The organism is Marinicella marina (genome assembly GCF_030065545.1).
In the GTDB taxonomy this organism is placed as follows: Bacteria; Pseudomonadota; Gammaproteobacteria; order Xanthomonadales; family Marinicellaceae; genus Marinicella; species Marinicella marina.
In genome coordinates, this window is record NZ_JASJNC010000007.1 from 347715 (window position 1) to 364206 (window position 16492).

Here is a 16492-nt window from a genome sequence, read left to right on the forward strand (position 1 = left end):
GTTTGAAACAATCTGCTTTGGCTAAAAAATCTCACCAATCATACAGCGCAAACTGCCACCGGCCTTTTCCAGCTCAGACACGTCAACGCCATGGATGTCGAGACCCCAGTTGTTCAAAATTTTTCGCGATGACACCGACAACGTATCAAAGGCCGTTTGACTGAATAAGACATCACGATCGGTGATAGAAATACAATTGCCACAAAAAGCCATTTTTTCTTCATCAGAAAGGTACAGAATTCTTCCCTCATAAAAATCATCGATGGCCTGAACCACATCGGGATCTGCAAAAGAGTCTTTATGTATCACGCAGCCGACACTGGCCAGACAAGCCATGACCACGTTGGTGTGGTATTCACCTTCAGCCAAATCAAATTGAAAAGTTAAATCCAGCTGAAAACCCTCATCCAGCTCGACAGCACCAGCTTCATCGACCCTTTCGGTCATACCAACAAAACCCACGTTGCGACCACGGTCAGGAACCATGACTCCAGTTAATTCGGCTATGGCACGGTGGTTTTCAATCTCATATTCTTCATAACCCAAGACACCACCAAAAAACTTTCTGATATCGCGCCGTTGGGTTTCTAGTTGTCGGTTGGGATATTTCATTGAACCGACGATATAACGGCGGTTGTGGTTGGTCGCAAAAGCATTGTTTGGAAAGACCGCATCAGGGGTGTCTTCAGAACCAGGAAAGGTAACTACAGGTATACCAAAATCAGTCAATGTTCTGGCCAGTTGCATTTGTTGAAACACCGCCAATTTCTCATCCACTGACTCATCCATCTGCATGTAATCATTGTCTTGTGCGGTTTGTTCATTCAAAGAAAAACCCACTGGACTGACCATAAATGCGGCCTTCATCGCCACTTCTTGTTTGATGTTGAACTGCTTCAGTTCTTGTACTTTTTTAAAATCCGCTATGTTTTTAACTAACATCTTTCACCCACTCTTTGGCTTCTTGAATCACCCTAACATCCGCTTTGCGTCTTGGTGCTTCTGTGACTAAATATGACTTCCACTTCTTGTTTCCTGGCAGTCCGTGGTACAACCCCAATATGGGTCTGATTAACCAATGTAAACTCAAGCCTTGATCAATCATGGCTTGGCAATATTCGGCGTATGATAACAGCACTTCATCTCTGGTTAAAAGCTGTTTTTTAAGGCCCATGGCATCATGCATTTCTCGGATCAGCCACGGCGCATTCCAAAACGCTCGGCCAACCATCACGCCATCAACATGATTCAATTGTTCAGTTGCCAGTTCAACGGTATCGATGCCCCCATTGATGATCACTTCAAGATCAGGGTGCATAGCTTTGAGCCGGTATGGGAAGTCGTATTTCAACGGTGGTACCGTGCGATTTTGTTTGGGGCTCAACCCTTTTAACAACGCTTTTCTGGCATGAATGATGAACGTTTGGCAGCCTGCGCTGCGCACCGCATCAATGAAACCGATGAAGTGTTCAAACGAGTCCTCATCATCAACACCAATTCTGGATTTGATGGTCACTGGGATGTCAACTGCCTCATGCATGGCTGCAAAACATTCGGCCACCAACTCAGGTTCTCGCATCAAACAAGCGCCGAAACGACCCTTTTGCACCCGGTCGCTGGGACATCCAACGTTCAGATTAATTTCAGCATAGCCCATATCCTCAGCAATCTTGGCACACAATGCCAAATCTTTGACATCGCTGCCACCCAACTGCAAAGCCACTGGGCTCTCAGCTGCTGAAAAACCCAAATACTTATCCTTTTCTCCACGCAAAATCGCTGGACAAGTAACCATCTCGGTGTACAACATCACCTCACTAGATATGAGGCGGTGAAAATAACGGCAATGTCGATCTGTCCAATCAAGCATGGGTGCCACGCACAATTGTCGATTGATGCTGTGCTTCATGGCAGTAACAAGCGATGAATCAAGTCCAAATAAATATTCTCCAACTGCACCAAATGGCTGACTTTTTCACATTCGTTGACCTGATGGATGGTTTTATTGATGGGACCCAATTCCATGGTAGCCACTCCATGTGGCGCCACGAAACGGCCATCTGAAGTGCCACCAGCGGTATTGAAAGTGGCATCGAGACCTGTGATTTGTTTGATAGAAGCGGCCAACTTTTCTTTGTATTGTTCATCTTGGCAATGAAATGGCTCTCCTGAAAGCTGCCAATCAATGCTGTAATCCAACTGGTATTGATCCAGAATGGCGTGTAATTGTTTTGACAAAGTTTCTTGGCTTGAACAAGGTGCATATCGAAAATTAGCCGTTATCACCATTTCACCCGGTATGATATTGGGCACGCCGGTTCCTGCATGAATGTTTGAAATTTGAAAACTGGTTGGCGGAAAGTCAGCATTGCCCGCATCCCACTCGAAGCGACTTAATTCGTCAATCGCAGCGGCTGCTTTAAATACTGGATTATCAGCATTCTGCGGATAAGCCACGTGACCTTGTTTTCCGCGCACAGTGATGATTGCATGCAAAGACCCCCTTCTGCCTACCCTGACTGTATCACCCAATTGGCTAGAACTGCTGGGCTCGCCCACCAGACAATAATCAAAATGGTGTTTGGCAACCATCAAAGGCATGAATTTTCTGACCCCATCTAAGGCTACACCCTCTTCATCACTGGTCAGCATCATGGCTACTTTACCGGGGTGATTGGGGTTTTGTGCAACAAATTTTTCCATTGCCAGTACCATCGCCGCAATCGAACCTTTCATGTCAGCCACACCACGACCATACAGCACCCCGGCCTCAACATGGGCGGACAGCGGATCATGTGTCCAAGCAGCAACATCACCCGGTGGCACCACATCGGTGTGTCCCAGAAACATCAAAGCTGGCCCTGGTGAATCACCATGCCAAATCAACACATTATCCACCTCACCAAAACGATGATGCTCACCTTGAAAGCCTTGTGGGCCTAAGCGATTCATCAACAAGGGCTGGCAACCCGCATCATCGGGCGTATAGGATGGTTTTTGGATTAATTGTTTGGCCAAGCCAATGACTTCTGGTTCCATGATCAGAGTCCTATGCGGTATTGCCCATCAACAAAAACAACAGGTCTTTTGATGAGCGTGGGATGAGACACCAAAGTTTGGCTATCCGCTGCCACTTGTTCTGACGCTGAAAGTTGCTTCCAAGTGGTGCTTCTTTTGTTCAGCAAGTGTTTGAATTCGATGTCTTGCAACATGGCTTTCACCAAATCAGCATCAATGCCGTTGACTCTGAAATCATGTAACCTAACTTCATTGTCATCGGTTTGCGCTTGTTTCATGGCTGCCCTGACTTTGTCACAGTTTTTGATGCCGTAAATAATCATGACCTGAGCAACTCATTGATGGAAGTTTTCGCACGGGTTTTTTCATCAACTTTTTTCACGATGACCGCGCAATTAAGTGCATATTTACCATTCTCAGCAGGCAGGGTTCCCGCCACCACCACCGAGCCGGGTGGTACATAACCGTACGTCACTTCATCGGTTTCACGGTCATAAATTTTGGTACTTTGACCCAGGAATACGCCCATGGATATGACACTGCCTTTGCCTACCCGAACACCCTCAACCACTTCACTGCGTGCACCAATGAAACAGCCATCCTCAATGATGGTTGGGGACGCCTGTAATGGTTCTAAAACACCACCTATACCAACACCACCAGATAAATGAACGTTCTCACCAATTTGGGCACAACTGCCCACAGTGGCCCAAGTATCTACCATGGTTCCAGCGCCGACATATGCGCCAATGTTGACATAAGAAGGCATACAGACCACGCCTCGGCCCAAGAATGCGCCTTTGCGGATGGTTGCAGGTGGTACCACGCGTGCTCCTGTCTGTTTGAATGTTTCCTCGTCGGCTTGGTTGAAACGACAAGGCACCTTATCCCAGTAATTATGAGTGGTGCCTGGCATCACTTGATTTTCAGATATGGTGAAGTACAACAATACCGCTTTTTTGAGCCATTCATTGACCTGCCATGTGTCGCCAACAGGTTCAGAGACTCGCAGGCTTCCAGATTCTAGGCCCTCAAGGGCAGTTTCGATGACTTGACCGTATTCGGCCTTGAGCTGTGCTGCTGACAATTCGGATCTGGCTTGCCACGCTGCATTGATTTCATTTTCTGTGTTCATGGTGGGTTATTTGTTAAAGAAATGGGGCATTATAAACTGCCCTTATCGGCAAGTCAGCCTAAACAGGCGGATAAAAGGTACACTTGCACATAACGGCAACTACTCGGATAAATCAACTTTTAACAGCAGTTTCTTCACAGATATTTTGAATTCCTTCTGCATAATATGTAGAATGCTGCGGCTGTACATGCGAATTTTACTGGCTTCCATTTGCGTACGACACATCAAAACTGCCGTATCGCCCCTGATATTAGCCAAGTGGCACATGCCTTTGACTTGCTCCGGCAAGCGCAATTGCAGAGTATCATCCAGCTTTTTAAGCTGATTGGCACGTTTGATCAACCCAGATAAACTTTTATCTTGAGCTAAACTGTCAGAAATGGACTGGAACCCACGGGATTTTCGCATGGGTATATTTGAATATTAATAAATAATGTAAGCAAGTTTTTTTTATGAATAATTTAACAATAATAAAGCACAAAAAAACGGGCATGGTTCAATACTCTTTGAGCGATAAAGCGGTCAAAACCAAATTATTCGTTCTGACAGGCCTGTTCACTGTGACCTTGTTAACTGTTGGTGGTTTGTTTGGCGCTTGGTTCTTCGGTTCTGATGGTAGCAAGCAAGCCAAAATTAAAGAATTACAGTCTTTGGTCGACTCCAGCCAACAAGAATTAATTGAACATAAAAAATCCATTCAGAACGACATCGATTCAATGACCTTACAAATTGGTAAATTGATGGCTCATTCAACTCGACTGAATGCACTGGGCAGTCGCTTAACGGAAGTGGCAGACATCAACCAAGAAGAATTCAACCTTGATGCTGAACCTGGCGTTGGTGGTGCCGCACTGGAGCTGACTGGCGAAACCAATACGCCTCAGTCTTTGTATGAAAACCTGTTCAATTTAGAGGACAGCTTCAGTAAACAACAGGAAAATTTTAACATCCTGGCTAAGCTGTTGAACGAACAAGACATCGAACAAAGCTCAACACCCCACGTACTACCACTGGAAAAAGGCTGGATCTCATCTTATTATGGCAAACGCATAGACCCATTCACTGGCCAGCAAGCCACCCACCCTGGTATGGATTATTCCGGGGCTTACAAATCAAGCATTGTGGCTGCCGCTGACGGTGTGGTTGTGTGGGCGGGTAAACGCAGCTCTTACGGCAAAATGGTTGAAATTGATCATGGTAACGGCTTCATGACACGCTATGCTCATGCCGAAAGTATTGATGTTGAATTAGGACAAAAAGTCACAGCTGGAGAAAAAATAGCAGTTATGGGTAAAACCGGCAGAGCCACTTCCGAGCACCTGCATTTTGAAATCCTCAAAAATGGACGCAAGGTCAACCCATTACCGTTTGTGAATTCATAAGCATCAGAAAAAACAAAATAACCGTAGAAGGGCAGATAAATTCATTTTTATTTGCCCTTTTACTTGAATAATAACTGTTTGAAACCACATTGTTTCTCTCAGTTGAGCAATCTTAAAACAGACAATTATGGCTAAAAACTCACTTTTCACAAAAATATTTGGCTCAAGGAACCAACGTTTCATTCGCCAACTGGACAAACTGGCCGACAAGATAGAAGCATTGGAGCCACAATACCAAGCGCTGAAGGATGATGAATTTCCAGCTCAAACTCAAGCATTAAAAGACCGCATCAACCAAGGTGAGGCATTAGACAGTTTATTACCTGAAGCATTTGCATTGGTTCGTGAGGCCTCAGTGAGAACATTGGGCATGAGACACTACCACGTACAATTAATTGGTGGTATCGTCATCCACCAAGGTAAGATTTCAGAAATGAGAACCGGTGAAGGTAAAACCTTGATGTGTACTTTGCCCGCTTATTTGAATGCCTTGGCCGGTGAAGGTGTTCACGTGGTTACAGTCAATGACTACCTAGCGAGTCGAGATGCCAAATGGATGGAACCGCTGTATAACTTTCTAGGAATGACTGTGGGCATCGTAATACCCAGCATGACCCATGAAGCCAAACGTGCTGCTTATGCCTGTGACATCACTTACGCCACCAACAATGAACTGGGATTTGATTATTTACGTGATAACATGGCCTTCAGCTTGGATGCCAAAGTTCAACGCGAACCCTTTTATGCCATCATTGATGAGGTTGACTCAATTTTAATTGATGAAGCACGCACACCATTGATCATTTCAGGTCAAGTTGATGAGTCACCTGACGTCTACAACCGCGTCAATAAAATTGTGCCTTTCTTAGAACGCTCAACCGTTGAACCAGATCAGAAAGAGATTTCAAAAGCCATCATGAACAAACAGAGTTTGCCAGAACCTGATGGTGATTTTTCAGTAGATGAAAAGTCCAAACAAGTCTTTCTCACAGAACAAGGCATGCAGCATGCTGAAGACCTGTTAAAGAAGAATGGCCTGATGGCAGAAGATGATTCTCTGTATGACTCTCAACATATTTCACTCATGCACCATGTCAGTGCTGCATTGAAAGCGCATCACTTGTTTGAAAAAGACGTTGATTATATTGTCAAAGAAGGTGAAATTGTTATTGTTGATGAATTCACTGGCAGAACCATGGAAGGGCGTCGATGGTCCGATGGACTGCACCAAGCAGTAGAAGCCAAAGAGAACGTCCCGATTCAGAAAGAAAACCAAACCCTGGCCTCAATCACCTTCCAGAACTACTTCCGATTGTATCCTAAATTATCGGGTATGACTGGTACGGCCGATACCGAAGCTTACGAATTTCAATCCATCTATAACCTAGAAGTTATTGTGATTCCTACCCACAAACCAATGATCAGAGATGATCAAGGTGATTTGGTTTATTTCAGCCAAAAAGCAAAGTTTGAAGCCATCATTGAGGACATTGTTGATTGTCACGAAAAACAACAACCCGTATTGGTTGGTACCGCTTCCATTGAAGTCTCGGAGTTTCTGTCACACCAACTTAAGCAACGTAAAATCAAACACAATGTACTGAATGCCAAACAGCACGAACGTGAGGCATTGATTGTTGCTGAAGCTGGTTTACCAGGCGCAGTCACCATTGCAACCAATATGGCTGGACGGGGAACCGATATTGTATTGGGTGGTAATTTATCGGTCGAAATTGAAAACAAAGGCGATATCAGTGAAGCAGAAAAAGAACAACTCACTGCAGACTGGAAAGTCCGTCATCAACAAGTGTTAGATAATGGTGGTCTGCGCATCATTGGCACAGAGCGACACGAGTCACGCCGTATCGACAATCAATTGCGAGGTCGAGCAGGTCGACAGGGCGACCCAGGTTCATCACGTTTTTATATTTCGTTGGAAGATAACTTGATGCGAGTGTTTGGCCAAAGCCGCATGATGGATAACATGAAACGTTTTGGCATGAAAGAAGATGAGTACATCGAGCACAAATGGATCACCAGAATCATTGAAAACGCCCAACGAAAAGTAGAGTCTCATAACTTTGACATCCGAAAACAGCTTTTGGAATATGATGATGTCGCCAATGATCAAAGAATGGTGATTTACCAACAACGGGCTGATTTACTGGAATCAGACGAAATTGGTGATTACATCTTAGACACCCGTGAAGAAGTATTTGATAACGTGATTCGCCAACACATTCCATTAGAGAGTGTTGAGGAACAATGGCAGATCCCACAACTAGAACGAGTTTTGGCTACTGAGTTCGGCATTGAAATCAACATCACCCGCATACTTGAACGCGATGATGAGTTAGACGATGATGGTTTGACCGACAAAATTCACGCTCAGATCGAGCGTTTTTTCAAAGAAAAAGAAGCCATGACAGGCTCTGAGGTGATGCGTAATTTTGAGAAAGCCGCTTACTTAAACACCCTGGATCAACTGTGGAAAGAACATTTGGCTCAAATGGACCATTTACGACAAGGTGTTGGGCTGCGCTCTCACGCCCAGAAACAACCGATTCAAGAGTACAAGCGAGAGTCTTTCGAATTGTTTAAAGACTTACTCGATAAAATCAAATACGAAACCAGCAGAATCATTGCCAGGGTCAAGGTTCGTGAGGAAGATGATGTGGCAGCCATGGAACACAAAGAAGAACAAAATGTGACGTTCCAGCATCAATCCCCTAATCAACCCGCCCAAAAAGAAGCAGAAAAAGTTGAGACTTTCGTACGTGATGGCCAAAAAGTAGGTCGCAACGACCCTTGTCCATGCGGCTCTGGTAAAAAGTACAAACAATGCCACGGTCGCTTGACCTGAGCAAAGGCCCCGTCATTGAAGTCGTCGTCTTGGTTTTGGAAAATCACCAAGGCGACGTCTTAATTACCCAAAGAAAAGCCGACGCACACCTCGCCAATTACTGGGAGTTTCCAGGCGGCAAAGTTGAATCTGGTGAAAACCTTTCACAAGCATTAAAACGCGAATGCATTGAGGAAATCGACCACGCACCAAACCGTGTGGAACACATCCTGACCCTCAACCATGAGTACCCATCGAGAACAGTTCGCATCCAAGTTTTCCACGAAATTAGCACCCATCCAAAAGTCAAACCAATCGAAAGCCAGTCCATGAAATGGGTCCCTTTTGATGAACTGCAGCACCACCAGCTTCCTCCAGCCAATACCCCCATTCTAGAGTACTTGCATAAGCGCAACAAAAACCAAAATCACCAGACCAACTGAACACTGGCTTCCATAGTAATCAGCCTGTTTATCCAAATTCATGCCTCCAGCTCAATAGACTCGCCCAAAAAATTAAGTAATCAGAAGCACCTAACTCAAACCATTAACCACAATGCCCTAAGAATTTATTGTCTTTAAGACCATATGCAGGGACTTTAGCATGCTCAACAATACCCTTCCATGTACCGATCCGTATATGTTTTCTAATAATTTTTAAATAAATAATAGATATCTGTTTACACCATCAGATTATTGGGTTTATAATAAACCTGTTCAATTTTGACCATGTTTATGAATTTAATTGCATTTCAACAAAACACCCAGACTGACTTGAGGTTCGCCCTTCAAGAAATCATGGGTGCTGATATGCAAAGCCAAAACTGGTTAGAGATGCTGTATCGCCCCACCAACTTACTAGGTAACACTGATGTTGAGCGTTACTTCAAATCCCTGAACACCCAACAAAAAATAGAATTGGATATTCAAATATTCAATCAAATCCCTCGAATCCTCGAACAAGAACAACCGTCGAGGTTGAGTGTCAATCTGACTCCGATCAGCCTATTGAGTGATGCATTCAAAGAAAATCTAATGCGCCTGATCGACAACCGCTTGATTGCACCAGAGAACATGTGTATTGAAATCATTGAAATACATTCCATGCCGACTCTTTCTAACAGCTCCATCGATCTGTTGAAATATTTCCGTAGCTTGGGTGGCTGGATTGCTTTAGACGACTTTGGTTCAGGCTTTGCTCACTGGGATTTGTTACAAATAGGTCTGATTGACGTCATCAAAGTGGCCAATCAAAACCTGTCTTACCGAAGAGAAACACCCACATTTACCGAAGGATTGGCTAAATTTGCCGATGCCATGAAGATCAACACCGTGTTAGAAGGTGTTGAGACCAAACAGGACTTTATCAAAGGCAGAAACCAAGGTTTCAAGAACTTTCAAGGGTGGTATTTCAATGAGTAAACATAATACACAAAACAAACAAAACTTATCATTCAATAGTTATTGGCTTGATTTTATTGGAACCTGCATCAGACCAATGGTAAAAATATTAGTAAAGAACAAGGTTGAATTTAAATCATTCAGTAACTTATTGCGGGAAATCTACGTTGAAGAAGGCGAGAATCACATCAATAAAGTAAGTAGTAATTCACGCGGGAAAATATCTTCGATAGCACATCAAACAGGACTAGATCGAAGAGAGGTTTCTGCCATACTCAAAGCCAAAGATTTAGTAACTCATACCAATGCTGCAAGATCAAGAGAAGGAAATATTCTCGATCATTGGGTATCAAATCCCCCTTTCTGTGATGATAAAGGCAACCCAACCCCCTTGAAACGAAGCGGTTCAGGATTATCATTCGAAGTACTTACACAAAGATTTGGGAAAAACATCAGTCATGGTCCTATTCTCGAATCGTTAATCGAAGCTGGTTGTGTTGAAATCAAAGACAACAAGGTTCATTTGATTAAAAAATCATTCGTGCCTAAAGAAGCGGTCAGTGTGGCAAAAATTGAAATAGCAGCCAATTCAATCAAACGATTAACTAATACCATCGCACACAATTTTGATCATGAAAATGACACCAATTTCCAAAGAAACTTATTTTCTATTCAAATTCCCGAAGAACATATTCCCGCTTTTCGTCATGAAGTAACTGAAATGATGAAAGCACTGTATGAAGACACCATAACCACCAAGTTTGAAGCAATAGAAGATAAATACGCCAGCATCACGGTTCCAAAAAACCAAAACAGAATTGGCCTAGGATTCTTTTATTTCGACGAAAACCAAACACTTCACAAAACATTTAAGAGAAACTGATATGAAAAGAGCAGAAACTGAAGGTACAGACATTAAATTCTTCGCAGAAACAGAAGGAACAGACATCAATCAAGAAACTGTATTTGATAAAAAAGAGCAAAGATTTTTGAATAAAAGCAATGCCATTTTGTATAAACATTTCATGTTAGTTACCTTAGCGCTGTTCATTTCTCAGCCTATATTTGCTGCTGATATTAATTTATTCACCACTGATGGCGAGAGCTTCAAGGGGGTTTTAAATACTGATTCTAAGGTTGAGTTTATTGAAGGAATTTTAGAAGGAAAAACAGGCTCATTCATTCTCAACAACACAATAAGTGGCATCAAAGCAACTGATGAGGGTACTGGCAATAAAGCTGCAAACAATGGTTTTGTTTTCCAGGCCACAGATGAAGGCACCGGAACACCAGCAACAGATGAAGGAACTGGAGGATTACTTGCAACAGATGAGGGTACCGGCAGTCCTGCAAATTCGATAGAACTTGATAACCGCGTATTAACAGTCAATTTATCATGTGAAGAGAATTCAGCCAATTCCAATGCAGAGATTGAATCAAACAAGGGCATAGAGTTTATGGATATTGGAAAAATTAGTATTAACGGAAATTCAGTAAATGTATGCAAATATTTAAGTAAGTTATAAATATATTTATAGCAAAATACCTTTATTGATATAGCTATAACCCTAAGAAAAGAGGACAAACAAGTAAAGTTAAAAGGATAACAATTTTGTTGGCAAAGTAAAAAGACTGACATCAGGATTAGGGGCAGTTTTTATAAAGAATTTGATGGCAGGTGATTTGTTTAGTGACACCTGAAATCAATAAAGAGGGAGTAATAATAAAGAAACAGAGCCACGATATTTTAAGTGCTCATTAGAACATGACTTTTTTGAAACAGCTCATCTGTTTCACACACGCACACACACACTACCGGTGGGTTGCTTTCAAATCAGTCATTATTATGTTCAACTTTGACCTGATTCCATAACTCGTCCAGAGTTTTCAGGTCAAAGTTTTGTTTTTTAGGCTCATTCAATCGAGCAAGTTCTTCAACCTTGCGAAATCTTTTTTCAAACTTATGATTGGCTTTTCTAAGAGCAGCAGAAGGATCAATGGATAAATGGCGCCCAATATTGGCTACCACAAACAACAAATCACCCAATTCTTCCTCCATGTGCTCTTTATCACCCGACTCAATGGCTTCTTTCAACTCATCACGCTCTTCATCCAGTTTCGCAAAAACTGGTGCCACATCCGGCCAATCAAAACCTGTAACAGCTGCATATTTAGTTAATTTAACTGCTTTTAAAAGTTCAGGTAAATTTTTAGCGATGCCATCAAGCACGCTGTCCTTGTTTTTACTTTTGGCCTGCTCCCAAGCTTGTGTTTGTTCCTCAGCTGTTAGCTTGGGGGCATCAGGCTGGAACACATGTGGGTGTCTGACTGTCATCTTTTCACAGACCGCCTCCACCACATCATTGAAATCAAAATGACTGGCTTCTGCAGCCATTTGGGCATGGAACACCACTTGAAATAACAAATCACCCAACTCTGATCTCAGTGCTGACATGTCATTTTCTTCAATGGCATCTGCCACTTCGTAAGCTTCTTCGATGGTATAAGGTGCAATTGATGAGAAATCTTGTTTGATGTCCCACGGACAACCGTTTTCAGGGTCCCGCAGTTGCCTCATGATTTCAAGAAGTTGGTTGATGTTCGATTTCATGGTGGCAAAATGACTTTGAAACAAGCACCTTTAAGTGTCTTGTGGGACTTGATCTTCAGTTCACCTTGGTAGGATTCAACTATATCAGTCACAATTGAGAGCCCGATGCCATGACCTTTGACTTTTTCATCACCCCTGACACCACGTTTCAGTAGCTCGGCACTTTTGTCAACCGGAATGCCAGGACCATCATCAGCAATTTCTATAATTAAACCAGTTCTGCGACGTCCCTCCATGTATAAAGTCTTGACCAACACATCAATGTTACCTTCACACCACTTAAATGCATTCTCTAACAAATTACCCAGCACCTCCATCAAATCGCCTTTCTCGCCATAAAACTCCGCACCTGGCGCTATCTGTGTACTGACTGAAATATTTTTCTCAGGATGTATTTTCTTTAACGTATTGATGATTTTATCCAACACATCAATCACAGGTACACCAGTGACAAATGTTCGATGACCAGCTACCGCAGCCCGTTTCAGTTGATAAGCCACGATTTCATTCATGTTGAGGATTTGTTGCTGCATCAAATCTTTATCAATTTTTTCACCTTCAAGCTCTGCATGAATCACTGCCAATGGGGTTTTGAGTGAATGAGCCAGATCTCCCAATGTACGTCTTTGTCTTGAGAAATTGCTGCGTTCATTTTCAATCAAACGATTCAAACTGGTGGTCAATCCGCGCAATTCACTGGGGTAGTTTTCGGAAAAAATCAATTCATCGCCTTTTTCAAGCTTCAATAAATCTGCAGTCAGGCGTTTAAGCGGTTTGGTCGCCCAGTACATGATGATCCATTGAACACAGACTAATACCGAGCTAATCACCACCAACCACGTAAGCAAGTTTTCTTCAAATTCTGCCAACTCGGCATAGAAATTACCGGCATCCTCAGTCACGGAAACGGTCAGTTCTATCGAACCATTGGCATCAGTCAGCACAAAACCTTGTCGCATCCGAAACAAACGTTCACCATTGAACTCAATCGGTGCATCAAACACCCGCTCGTTCACTGCCACCTCAAGTACCTCTGGCAAGTCTTGACCCAATACAGAGGGGGATTGCCAACCTTGATCACCGACAATGATTTGAGCATACATACCAGAGCCTGGTCGCTCCATTCTGGGCGTCGGTAAATATTCTGGGAAAATCAGATTATCGCCATCTACTTCGGTGTTAGAAATGATGCCCAACACATAACTTTCAAGGCGCTCTTTGACCAAATGCAGGGTTTTTTCTTTGAACGCTTGGTCCATAACAATACCAATGGCAGCCAATGCCACCAACAAAGCAATACTGGAGGTGACCAAAACCCTTTTCGTCAGTGACACCCTTTGAGTCACATGCACCATGTTTTAGTCTTTAGAACGCATGCGGTACCCACGTCCGCGCAAAGTTTCAATGTATTTGCTTTCAGGATCTATGGCTGCCATTTTTTTTCTTAAGCGGCCGACAAAAACCTCTATGACATTGCTGTCACGATCGTAATCTTGGTGATAAATGTGTTCGGTCAATATGGTTTTAGAAATCACTTCATTTTGGTGATGCAATAAATACTCTAAAACCTTATATTCATAAGAGGTCAAGTCCAGAGCTGTGCCTTGTACCGTTACTTCTTGGGTGCTCATATTCATCGACAAACCACCACAACTGATTTCGGGCGTGGTATTACCACTTGATCGACGCACCAAAGCATTGACTCTGGCAAGCAGTTCAGGAAAGTGGAATGGTTTGACCAGATAATCATCTGCCCCAGCATCTAACCCCATGACTTTGTCTTGCCATGAGCCACGCGCTGTAAGCACAATAATTGGAAATTCAATGCCATCCTTGCGCAATGTTTGGATCACTTCCATGCCAGATATTCGTGGTAAACCCAAATCAACCACAGCCACATCAGCGGGGTATTCTTGGCCTTTGTAGAGGCCATCCTCACCGTTGTCAGCAGCATCAACTACATAGCCCACCTCCTCAAACCTTTTGATCAGGGTGTTACGGAGGTTGTCATCATCTTCAATTAACAATACGCGCATGATCTTCTAATTATCTTTGTCTTTTCCTTTGGATGAGCTTTTACCACGGTTTTTTGCCCTTACGTTGTCTCTGGAAATCGAGCGCCTTTTAGAGTATTGGCTGGTGTTTTTGGCTGTCCTGCTGTTTCTTTGGTCCAACTTCATCACATTTCTGGAGTTACCTGTTTGGCGATTGTTGGGCGAATCATTTCGAAACTGATTGTGCCAAGTCTGCGGGCTGGAATGATCTAAATTGTTTTGCGCAAAATTAGAACTTCTGCTGGCCTTCTTATTGATGGTTTTTACCGTGCCATTTTTAGTCAGAACTTTGATTTCGTGGTTACCAAGAATGGTGCGCGCTGATAGCACACGACCTTCAGATTTGGCTTGGTTCACCGCTTCATTCAAAGTCACGCCACGATCTTTGGCATCTACTTGAGATACGCACAAAATCATTAAAACTATGACAACTGCTCTTTTCATGGGTTTATTTTAGCGTACTTGACTGAATTACTGCTGAACCATTTGACGCATTTTTGTGATAGTTTCCGCATAATCGGGCGAATTGAAGATGGCAGAGCCCGCTACAAAGGTGTCGGCACCAGCAGCAGCGATGTCAGCAATGTTATCCACCTTAACACCACCATCCACTTCCAATCTGATGTTAAAACCACTCTCATCAATCATTTTTCTTACAGTTTTAAGCTTATCTAATGTACTAGCAATGAATGATTGACCACCAAACCCAGGATTCACGCTCATCAATAAAATCACATCTAACTTGTCCATCACATGCTCAAGCACATGCACTGGTGTGGCTGGATTCAGTACCAAACCAGCTTGACAGCCATGTTCTTTGATTAATGCCAATGAACGGTCGATGTGTTCCGATGCCTCTGGGTGAAAAGTGATGATGCTGGCACCGGCTTCAGCAAAATCACCAATGATGCGATCAACTGGTTTCACCATTAAATGTACGTCAATCGGCGCTTCGATGCCATAATCACGTAAAGCCTTGAGTACCAAGGGCCCAATAGTTAAATTCGGCACATAGTGATTGTCCATCACGTCAAAATGCACCCAATCAGCGCCAGCCGCTAAAACGGCTTCTGTGTCTTGGCCTAAACGGGCAAAATCAGCGGATAAAATCGATGGTGCGATGATAATTTCAGTCATAGGGAATTTCAGTAGTTAAATTGATGGTTGAGAATAATTGACATTATACTACGCTGACTACCAACCTTTCAGGTCTTTGACCTTTTCCCAGGCCAGTTGTACCTGCTTGGCCTTTTCCTCGGCCACTTTCATCATTTCAGGTGGTAAACCTTTGGCCACCAGTTTATCCGGGTGGTGTTGACTCATCAGGCGTTTGTAGGCTTTACGGATAGTCGCTTTGTTGTCAGATTGATCAACCCCCAGCACTTGGTAGGGATTGAATGGCGCTGCTGGGTTGGTTCTCCTTTGCTGATGTTCTCGGCCAGCATGGCCACCCTGTCGTCCTTGATAATTATCACTCTGACCAGCAAAACCACGCATTTTCATCATCGCATACAATAATTGAACCGGGTACCTGATCAGCTCACAAGCGCGCTCAATAAGTTGCTGTTCTGCTCGTGAAATCATGCCATCGGCCTCTGCCACATCCACCAACATCTCTAAAAATATTTGCTTCAAGGAAAGCGAGCGACGTGCCAAATTACCAAACTGTCGCAGCGAACGCTCGATGTCATAATTACTGTCTTTACCTTGATTGAACAAGTCAATGGCCCGCTGGCGCAACTCGCTGTTCAGGTTCATGTGCTGCATGATGCTTTCGGCCCGCTTGATTTCAGAGCTAGAAACCTGCCCATCCACTTTGGCCAAACGGCCCATGGTCAAGAATAATGCGTTGAAAAAGCTCTCTTGGGTTTGTTTTTTAGTGGAGCTGGTGATTTTTGGGCCAACCAGTTGTCGCTCAATGGTATGGCCCAGCCAAGCACCAAACAGCATGCCAAAATAGCTGCCAAACTTAAAACCCAATATACCGCCTATGATAATACCCATACTAATTAATTGCTTCGTTTGTTGTCACTGGCTAAAATACTCGCTT

18 protein-coding genes are annotated in these 16492 nt (G+C 43.4%); 6 read left to right on the top strand and 12 right to left on the bottom strand.

Annotated elements, in window-relative coordinates; translation table 11 throughout:
- Positions 1-21 precede the first annotated feature (21 nt).
- The 6 genes from QNI24_RS12335 to QNI24_RS12360 all read right to left on the bottom strand — a co-directional run bounded on the left by QNI24_RS12335 (position 22) and on the right by QNI24_RS12360 (position 4561).
- Positions 22-942: an arginine deiminase-related protein gene (locus QNI24_RS12335; RefSeq protein ID WP_267177055.1), complete on the bottom strand. Its 921-nt coding sequence runs from the start codon at positions 940-942 to the stop codon at positions 22-24.
- Positions 932-1909, bottom strand: coding sequence for a tRNA dihydrouridine(20/20a) synthase DusA (dusA, locus tag QNI24_RS12340; protein WP_267177054.1), 978 nt, complete (start codon positions 1907-1909; stop codon positions 932-934). The genes QNI24_RS12335 and dusA overlap by 11 nt, the downstream gene beginning before the upstream one ends.
- Positions 1906-3039 (bottom strand): succinyl-diaminopimelate desuccinylase, encoded by a 1134-nt coding sequence (gene dapE / locus QNI24_RS12345; RefSeq protein WP_267177053.1) that lies wholly within the window; start codon positions 3037-3039, stop codon positions 1906-1908. The genes dusA and dapE overlap by 4 nt, the downstream gene beginning before the upstream one ends.
- Positions 3040-3041: 2 nt before the next feature.
- Entirely contained in the window at positions 3042-3341 is a 300-nt protein-coding gene (locus QNI24_RS12350) for an ArsC/Spx/MgsR family protein (RefSeq protein WP_267177052.1), read from the bottom strand.
- Positions 3338-4153: a 2,3,4,5-tetrahydropyridine-2,6-dicarboxylate N-succinyltransferase gene (gene dapD, locus QNI24_RS12355; RefSeq protein WP_267177051.1), complete on the bottom strand. Its 816-nt coding sequence runs from the start codon at positions 4151-4153 to the stop codon at positions 3338-3340. The genes QNI24_RS12350 and dapD overlap by 4 nt, the downstream gene beginning before the upstream one ends.
- Before the next feature lie 99 nt (positions 4154-4252).
- Positions 4253-4561, bottom strand: coding sequence for a DciA family protein (locus tag QNI24_RS12360; RefSeq protein ID WP_267177050.1), 309 nt, complete (start codon positions 4559-4561; stop codon positions 4253-4255).
- Positions 4562-4605: 44 nt separating this feature from the next.
- Here QNI24_RS12360 and QNI24_RS12365 point away from each other — a divergent pair, with 44 nt between their 5' ends.
- The 6 genes from QNI24_RS12365 to QNI24_RS12390 all read left to right on the top strand — a co-directional run bounded on the left by QNI24_RS12365 (position 4606) and on the right by QNI24_RS12390 (position 11303).
- The gene (locus QNI24_RS12365; protein ID WP_267177049.1) at positions 4606-5535 is read left to right on the top strand and encodes a M23 family metallopeptidase; all 930 of its coding nucleotides are present in this window, start codon (positions 4606-4608) and stop codon (positions 5533-5535) included.
- Between the two features lie 127 nt (positions 5536-5662).
- Positions 5663-8398, top strand: coding sequence for a preprotein translocase subunit SecA (secA, locus tag QNI24_RS12370; RefSeq protein ID WP_267177048.1), 2736 nt, complete (start codon positions 5663-5665; stop codon positions 8396-8398).
- Positions 8377-8820, top strand: coding sequence for an 8-oxo-dGTP diphosphatase MutT (mutT, locus tag QNI24_RS12375; RefSeq protein ID WP_267177047.1), 444 nt, complete (start codon positions 8377-8379; stop codon positions 8818-8820). Before secA ends, mutT begins: the two co-directional genes overlap by 22 nt.
- Before the next feature lie 291 nt (positions 8821-9111).
- A complete protein-coding gene (locus QNI24_RS12380; protein ID WP_267177046.1) occupies positions 9112-9798 on the top strand; it encodes an EAL domain-containing protein in 687 nt (228 codons plus the stop codon).
- Positions 9791-10660, top strand: coding sequence for a DUF6502 family protein (locus tag QNI24_RS12385; protein ID WP_267177045.1), 870 nt, complete (start codon positions 9791-9793; stop codon positions 10658-10660). The genes QNI24_RS12380 and QNI24_RS12385 overlap by 8 nt, the downstream gene beginning before the upstream one ends.
- 1 nt (position 10661) lies before the next feature.
- Positions 10662-11303, top strand: coding sequence for a hypothetical protein (locus tag QNI24_RS12390; RefSeq protein ID WP_267177044.1), 642 nt, complete (start codon positions 10662-10664; stop codon positions 11301-11303).
- A gap of 308 nt (positions 11304-11611) precedes the next feature.
- On the opposite strand, the gene mazG is transcribed toward QNI24_RS12390, so the two are convergent.
- From mazG to djlA, 6 genes are read right to left on the bottom strand one after another with little or no spacing between them, the layout of a single operon-like run.
- Entirely contained in the window at positions 11612-12388 is a 777-nt protein-coding gene (gene mazG / locus QNI24_RS12395) for a nucleoside triphosphate pyrophosphohydrolase (protein ID WP_267177043.1), read from the bottom strand.
- Positions 12385-13743 carry an ATP-binding protein gene (locus QNI24_RS12400; protein WP_267177042.1) on the bottom strand — a complete coding sequence of 453 codons (1359 nt, stop codon included), beginning with the start codon at positions 13741-13743 and terminating at the stop codon, positions 12385-12387. Before QNI24_RS12400 ends, mazG begins: the two co-directional genes overlap by 4 nt.
- Positions 13744-13746: 3 nt before the next feature.
- Complete coding sequence (locus tag QNI24_RS12405) at positions 13747-14424, bottom strand: response regulator transcription factor (protein WP_267177041.1); 678 nt, start codon at positions 14422-14424, stop codon at positions 13747-13749.
- Positions 14425-14430: 6 nt separating this feature from the next.
- On the bottom strand, positions 14431-14886 hold the full coding sequence (locus tag QNI24_RS12410; protein WP_267177040.1) for a hypothetical protein: 456 nt from the start codon (positions 14884-14886) through the stop codon (positions 14431-14433).
- A gap of 27 nt (positions 14887-14913) precedes the next feature.
- On the bottom strand, positions 14914-15579 hold the full coding sequence (gene rpe / locus QNI24_RS12415) for a ribulose-phosphate 3-epimerase (RefSeq protein WP_267177039.1): 666 nt from the start codon (positions 15577-15579) through the stop codon (positions 14914-14916).
- Between the two features lie 57 nt (positions 15580-15636).
- Positions 15637-16446, bottom strand: a complete 810-nt coding sequence (djlA, locus tag QNI24_RS12420) for a co-chaperone DjlA (RefSeq protein WP_267177038.1) — start codon at positions 16444-16446, stop codon at positions 15637-15639.
- Positions 16447-16492 lie beyond the last annotated feature (46 nt).

Excerpts from the sequence above, each read along its gene's own strand:
- QNI24_RS12335 (WP_267177055.1), bottom strand. The coding sequence starts at position 942 with ATGTTAGTTAAAAACATAGCGGATTTTAAAAAAGTACAAGAACTGAAG.
- dusA (WP_267177054.1), bottom strand. The coding sequence starts at position 1,909 with ATGAAGCACAGCATCAATCGACAATTGTGCGTGGCACCCATGCTTGAT.
- dapE (WP_267177053.1), bottom strand. The coding sequence starts at position 3,039 with ATGGAACCAGAAGTCATTGGCTTGGCCAAACAATTAATCCAAAAACCA.
- QNI24_RS12350 (WP_267177052.1), bottom strand. The coding sequence starts at position 3,341 with ATGATTATTTACGGCATCAAAAACTGTGACAAAGTCAGGGCAGCCATG.
- dapD (WP_267177051.1), bottom strand. The coding sequence starts at position 4,153 with ATGAACACAGAAAATGAAATCAATGCAGCGTGGCAAGCCAGATCCGAA.
- QNI24_RS12360 (WP_267177050.1), bottom strand. The coding sequence starts at position 4,561 with ATGCGAAAATCCCGTGGGTTCCAGTCCATTTCTGACAGTTTAGCTCAA.
- QNI24_RS12365 (WP_267177049.1), top strand. The coding sequence starts at position 4,606 with ATGAATAATTTAACAATAATAAAGCACAAAAAAACGGGCATGGTTCAA.
- secA (WP_267177048.1), top strand. The coding sequence starts at position 5,663 with ATGGCTAAAAACTCACTTTTCACAAAAATATTTGGCTCAAGGAACCAA.
- mutT (WP_267177047.1), top strand. The coding sequence starts at position 8,377 with ATGCCACGGTCGCTTGACCTGAGCAAAGGCCCCGTCATTGAAGTCGTC.
- QNI24_RS12380 (WP_267177046.1), top strand. The coding sequence starts at position 9,112 with ATGAATTTAATTGCATTTCAACAAAACACCCAGACTGACTTGAGGTTC.
- QNI24_RS12385 (WP_267177045.1), top strand. The coding sequence starts at position 9,791 with ATGAGTAAACATAATACACAAAACAAACAAAACTTATCATTCAATAGT.
- QNI24_RS12390 (WP_267177044.1), top strand. The coding sequence starts at position 10,662 with ATGAAAAGAGCAGAAACTGAAGGTACAGACATTAAATTCTTCGCAGAA.
- mazG (WP_267177043.1), bottom strand. The coding sequence starts at position 12,388 with ATGAAATCGAACATCAACCAACTTCTTGAAATCATGAGGCAACTGCGG.
- QNI24_RS12400 (WP_267177042.1), bottom strand. The coding sequence starts at position 13,743 with ATGGTGCATGTGACTCAAAGGGTGTCACTGACGAAAAGGGTTTTGGTC.
- QNI24_RS12405 (WP_267177041.1), bottom strand. The coding sequence starts at position 14,424 with ATGCGCGTATTGTTAATTGAAGATGATGACAACCTCCGTAACACCCTG.
- QNI24_RS12410 (WP_267177040.1), bottom strand. The coding sequence starts at position 14,886 with ATGAAAAGAGCAGTTGTCATAGTTTTAATGATTTTGTGCGTATCTCAA.
- rpe (WP_267177039.1), bottom strand. The coding sequence starts at position 15,579 with ATGACTGAAATTATCATCGCACCATCGATTTTATCCGCTGATTTTGCC.
- djlA (WP_267177038.1), bottom strand. The coding sequence starts at position 16,446 with ATGGGTATTATCATAGGCGGTATATTGGGTTTTAAGTTTGGCAGCTAT.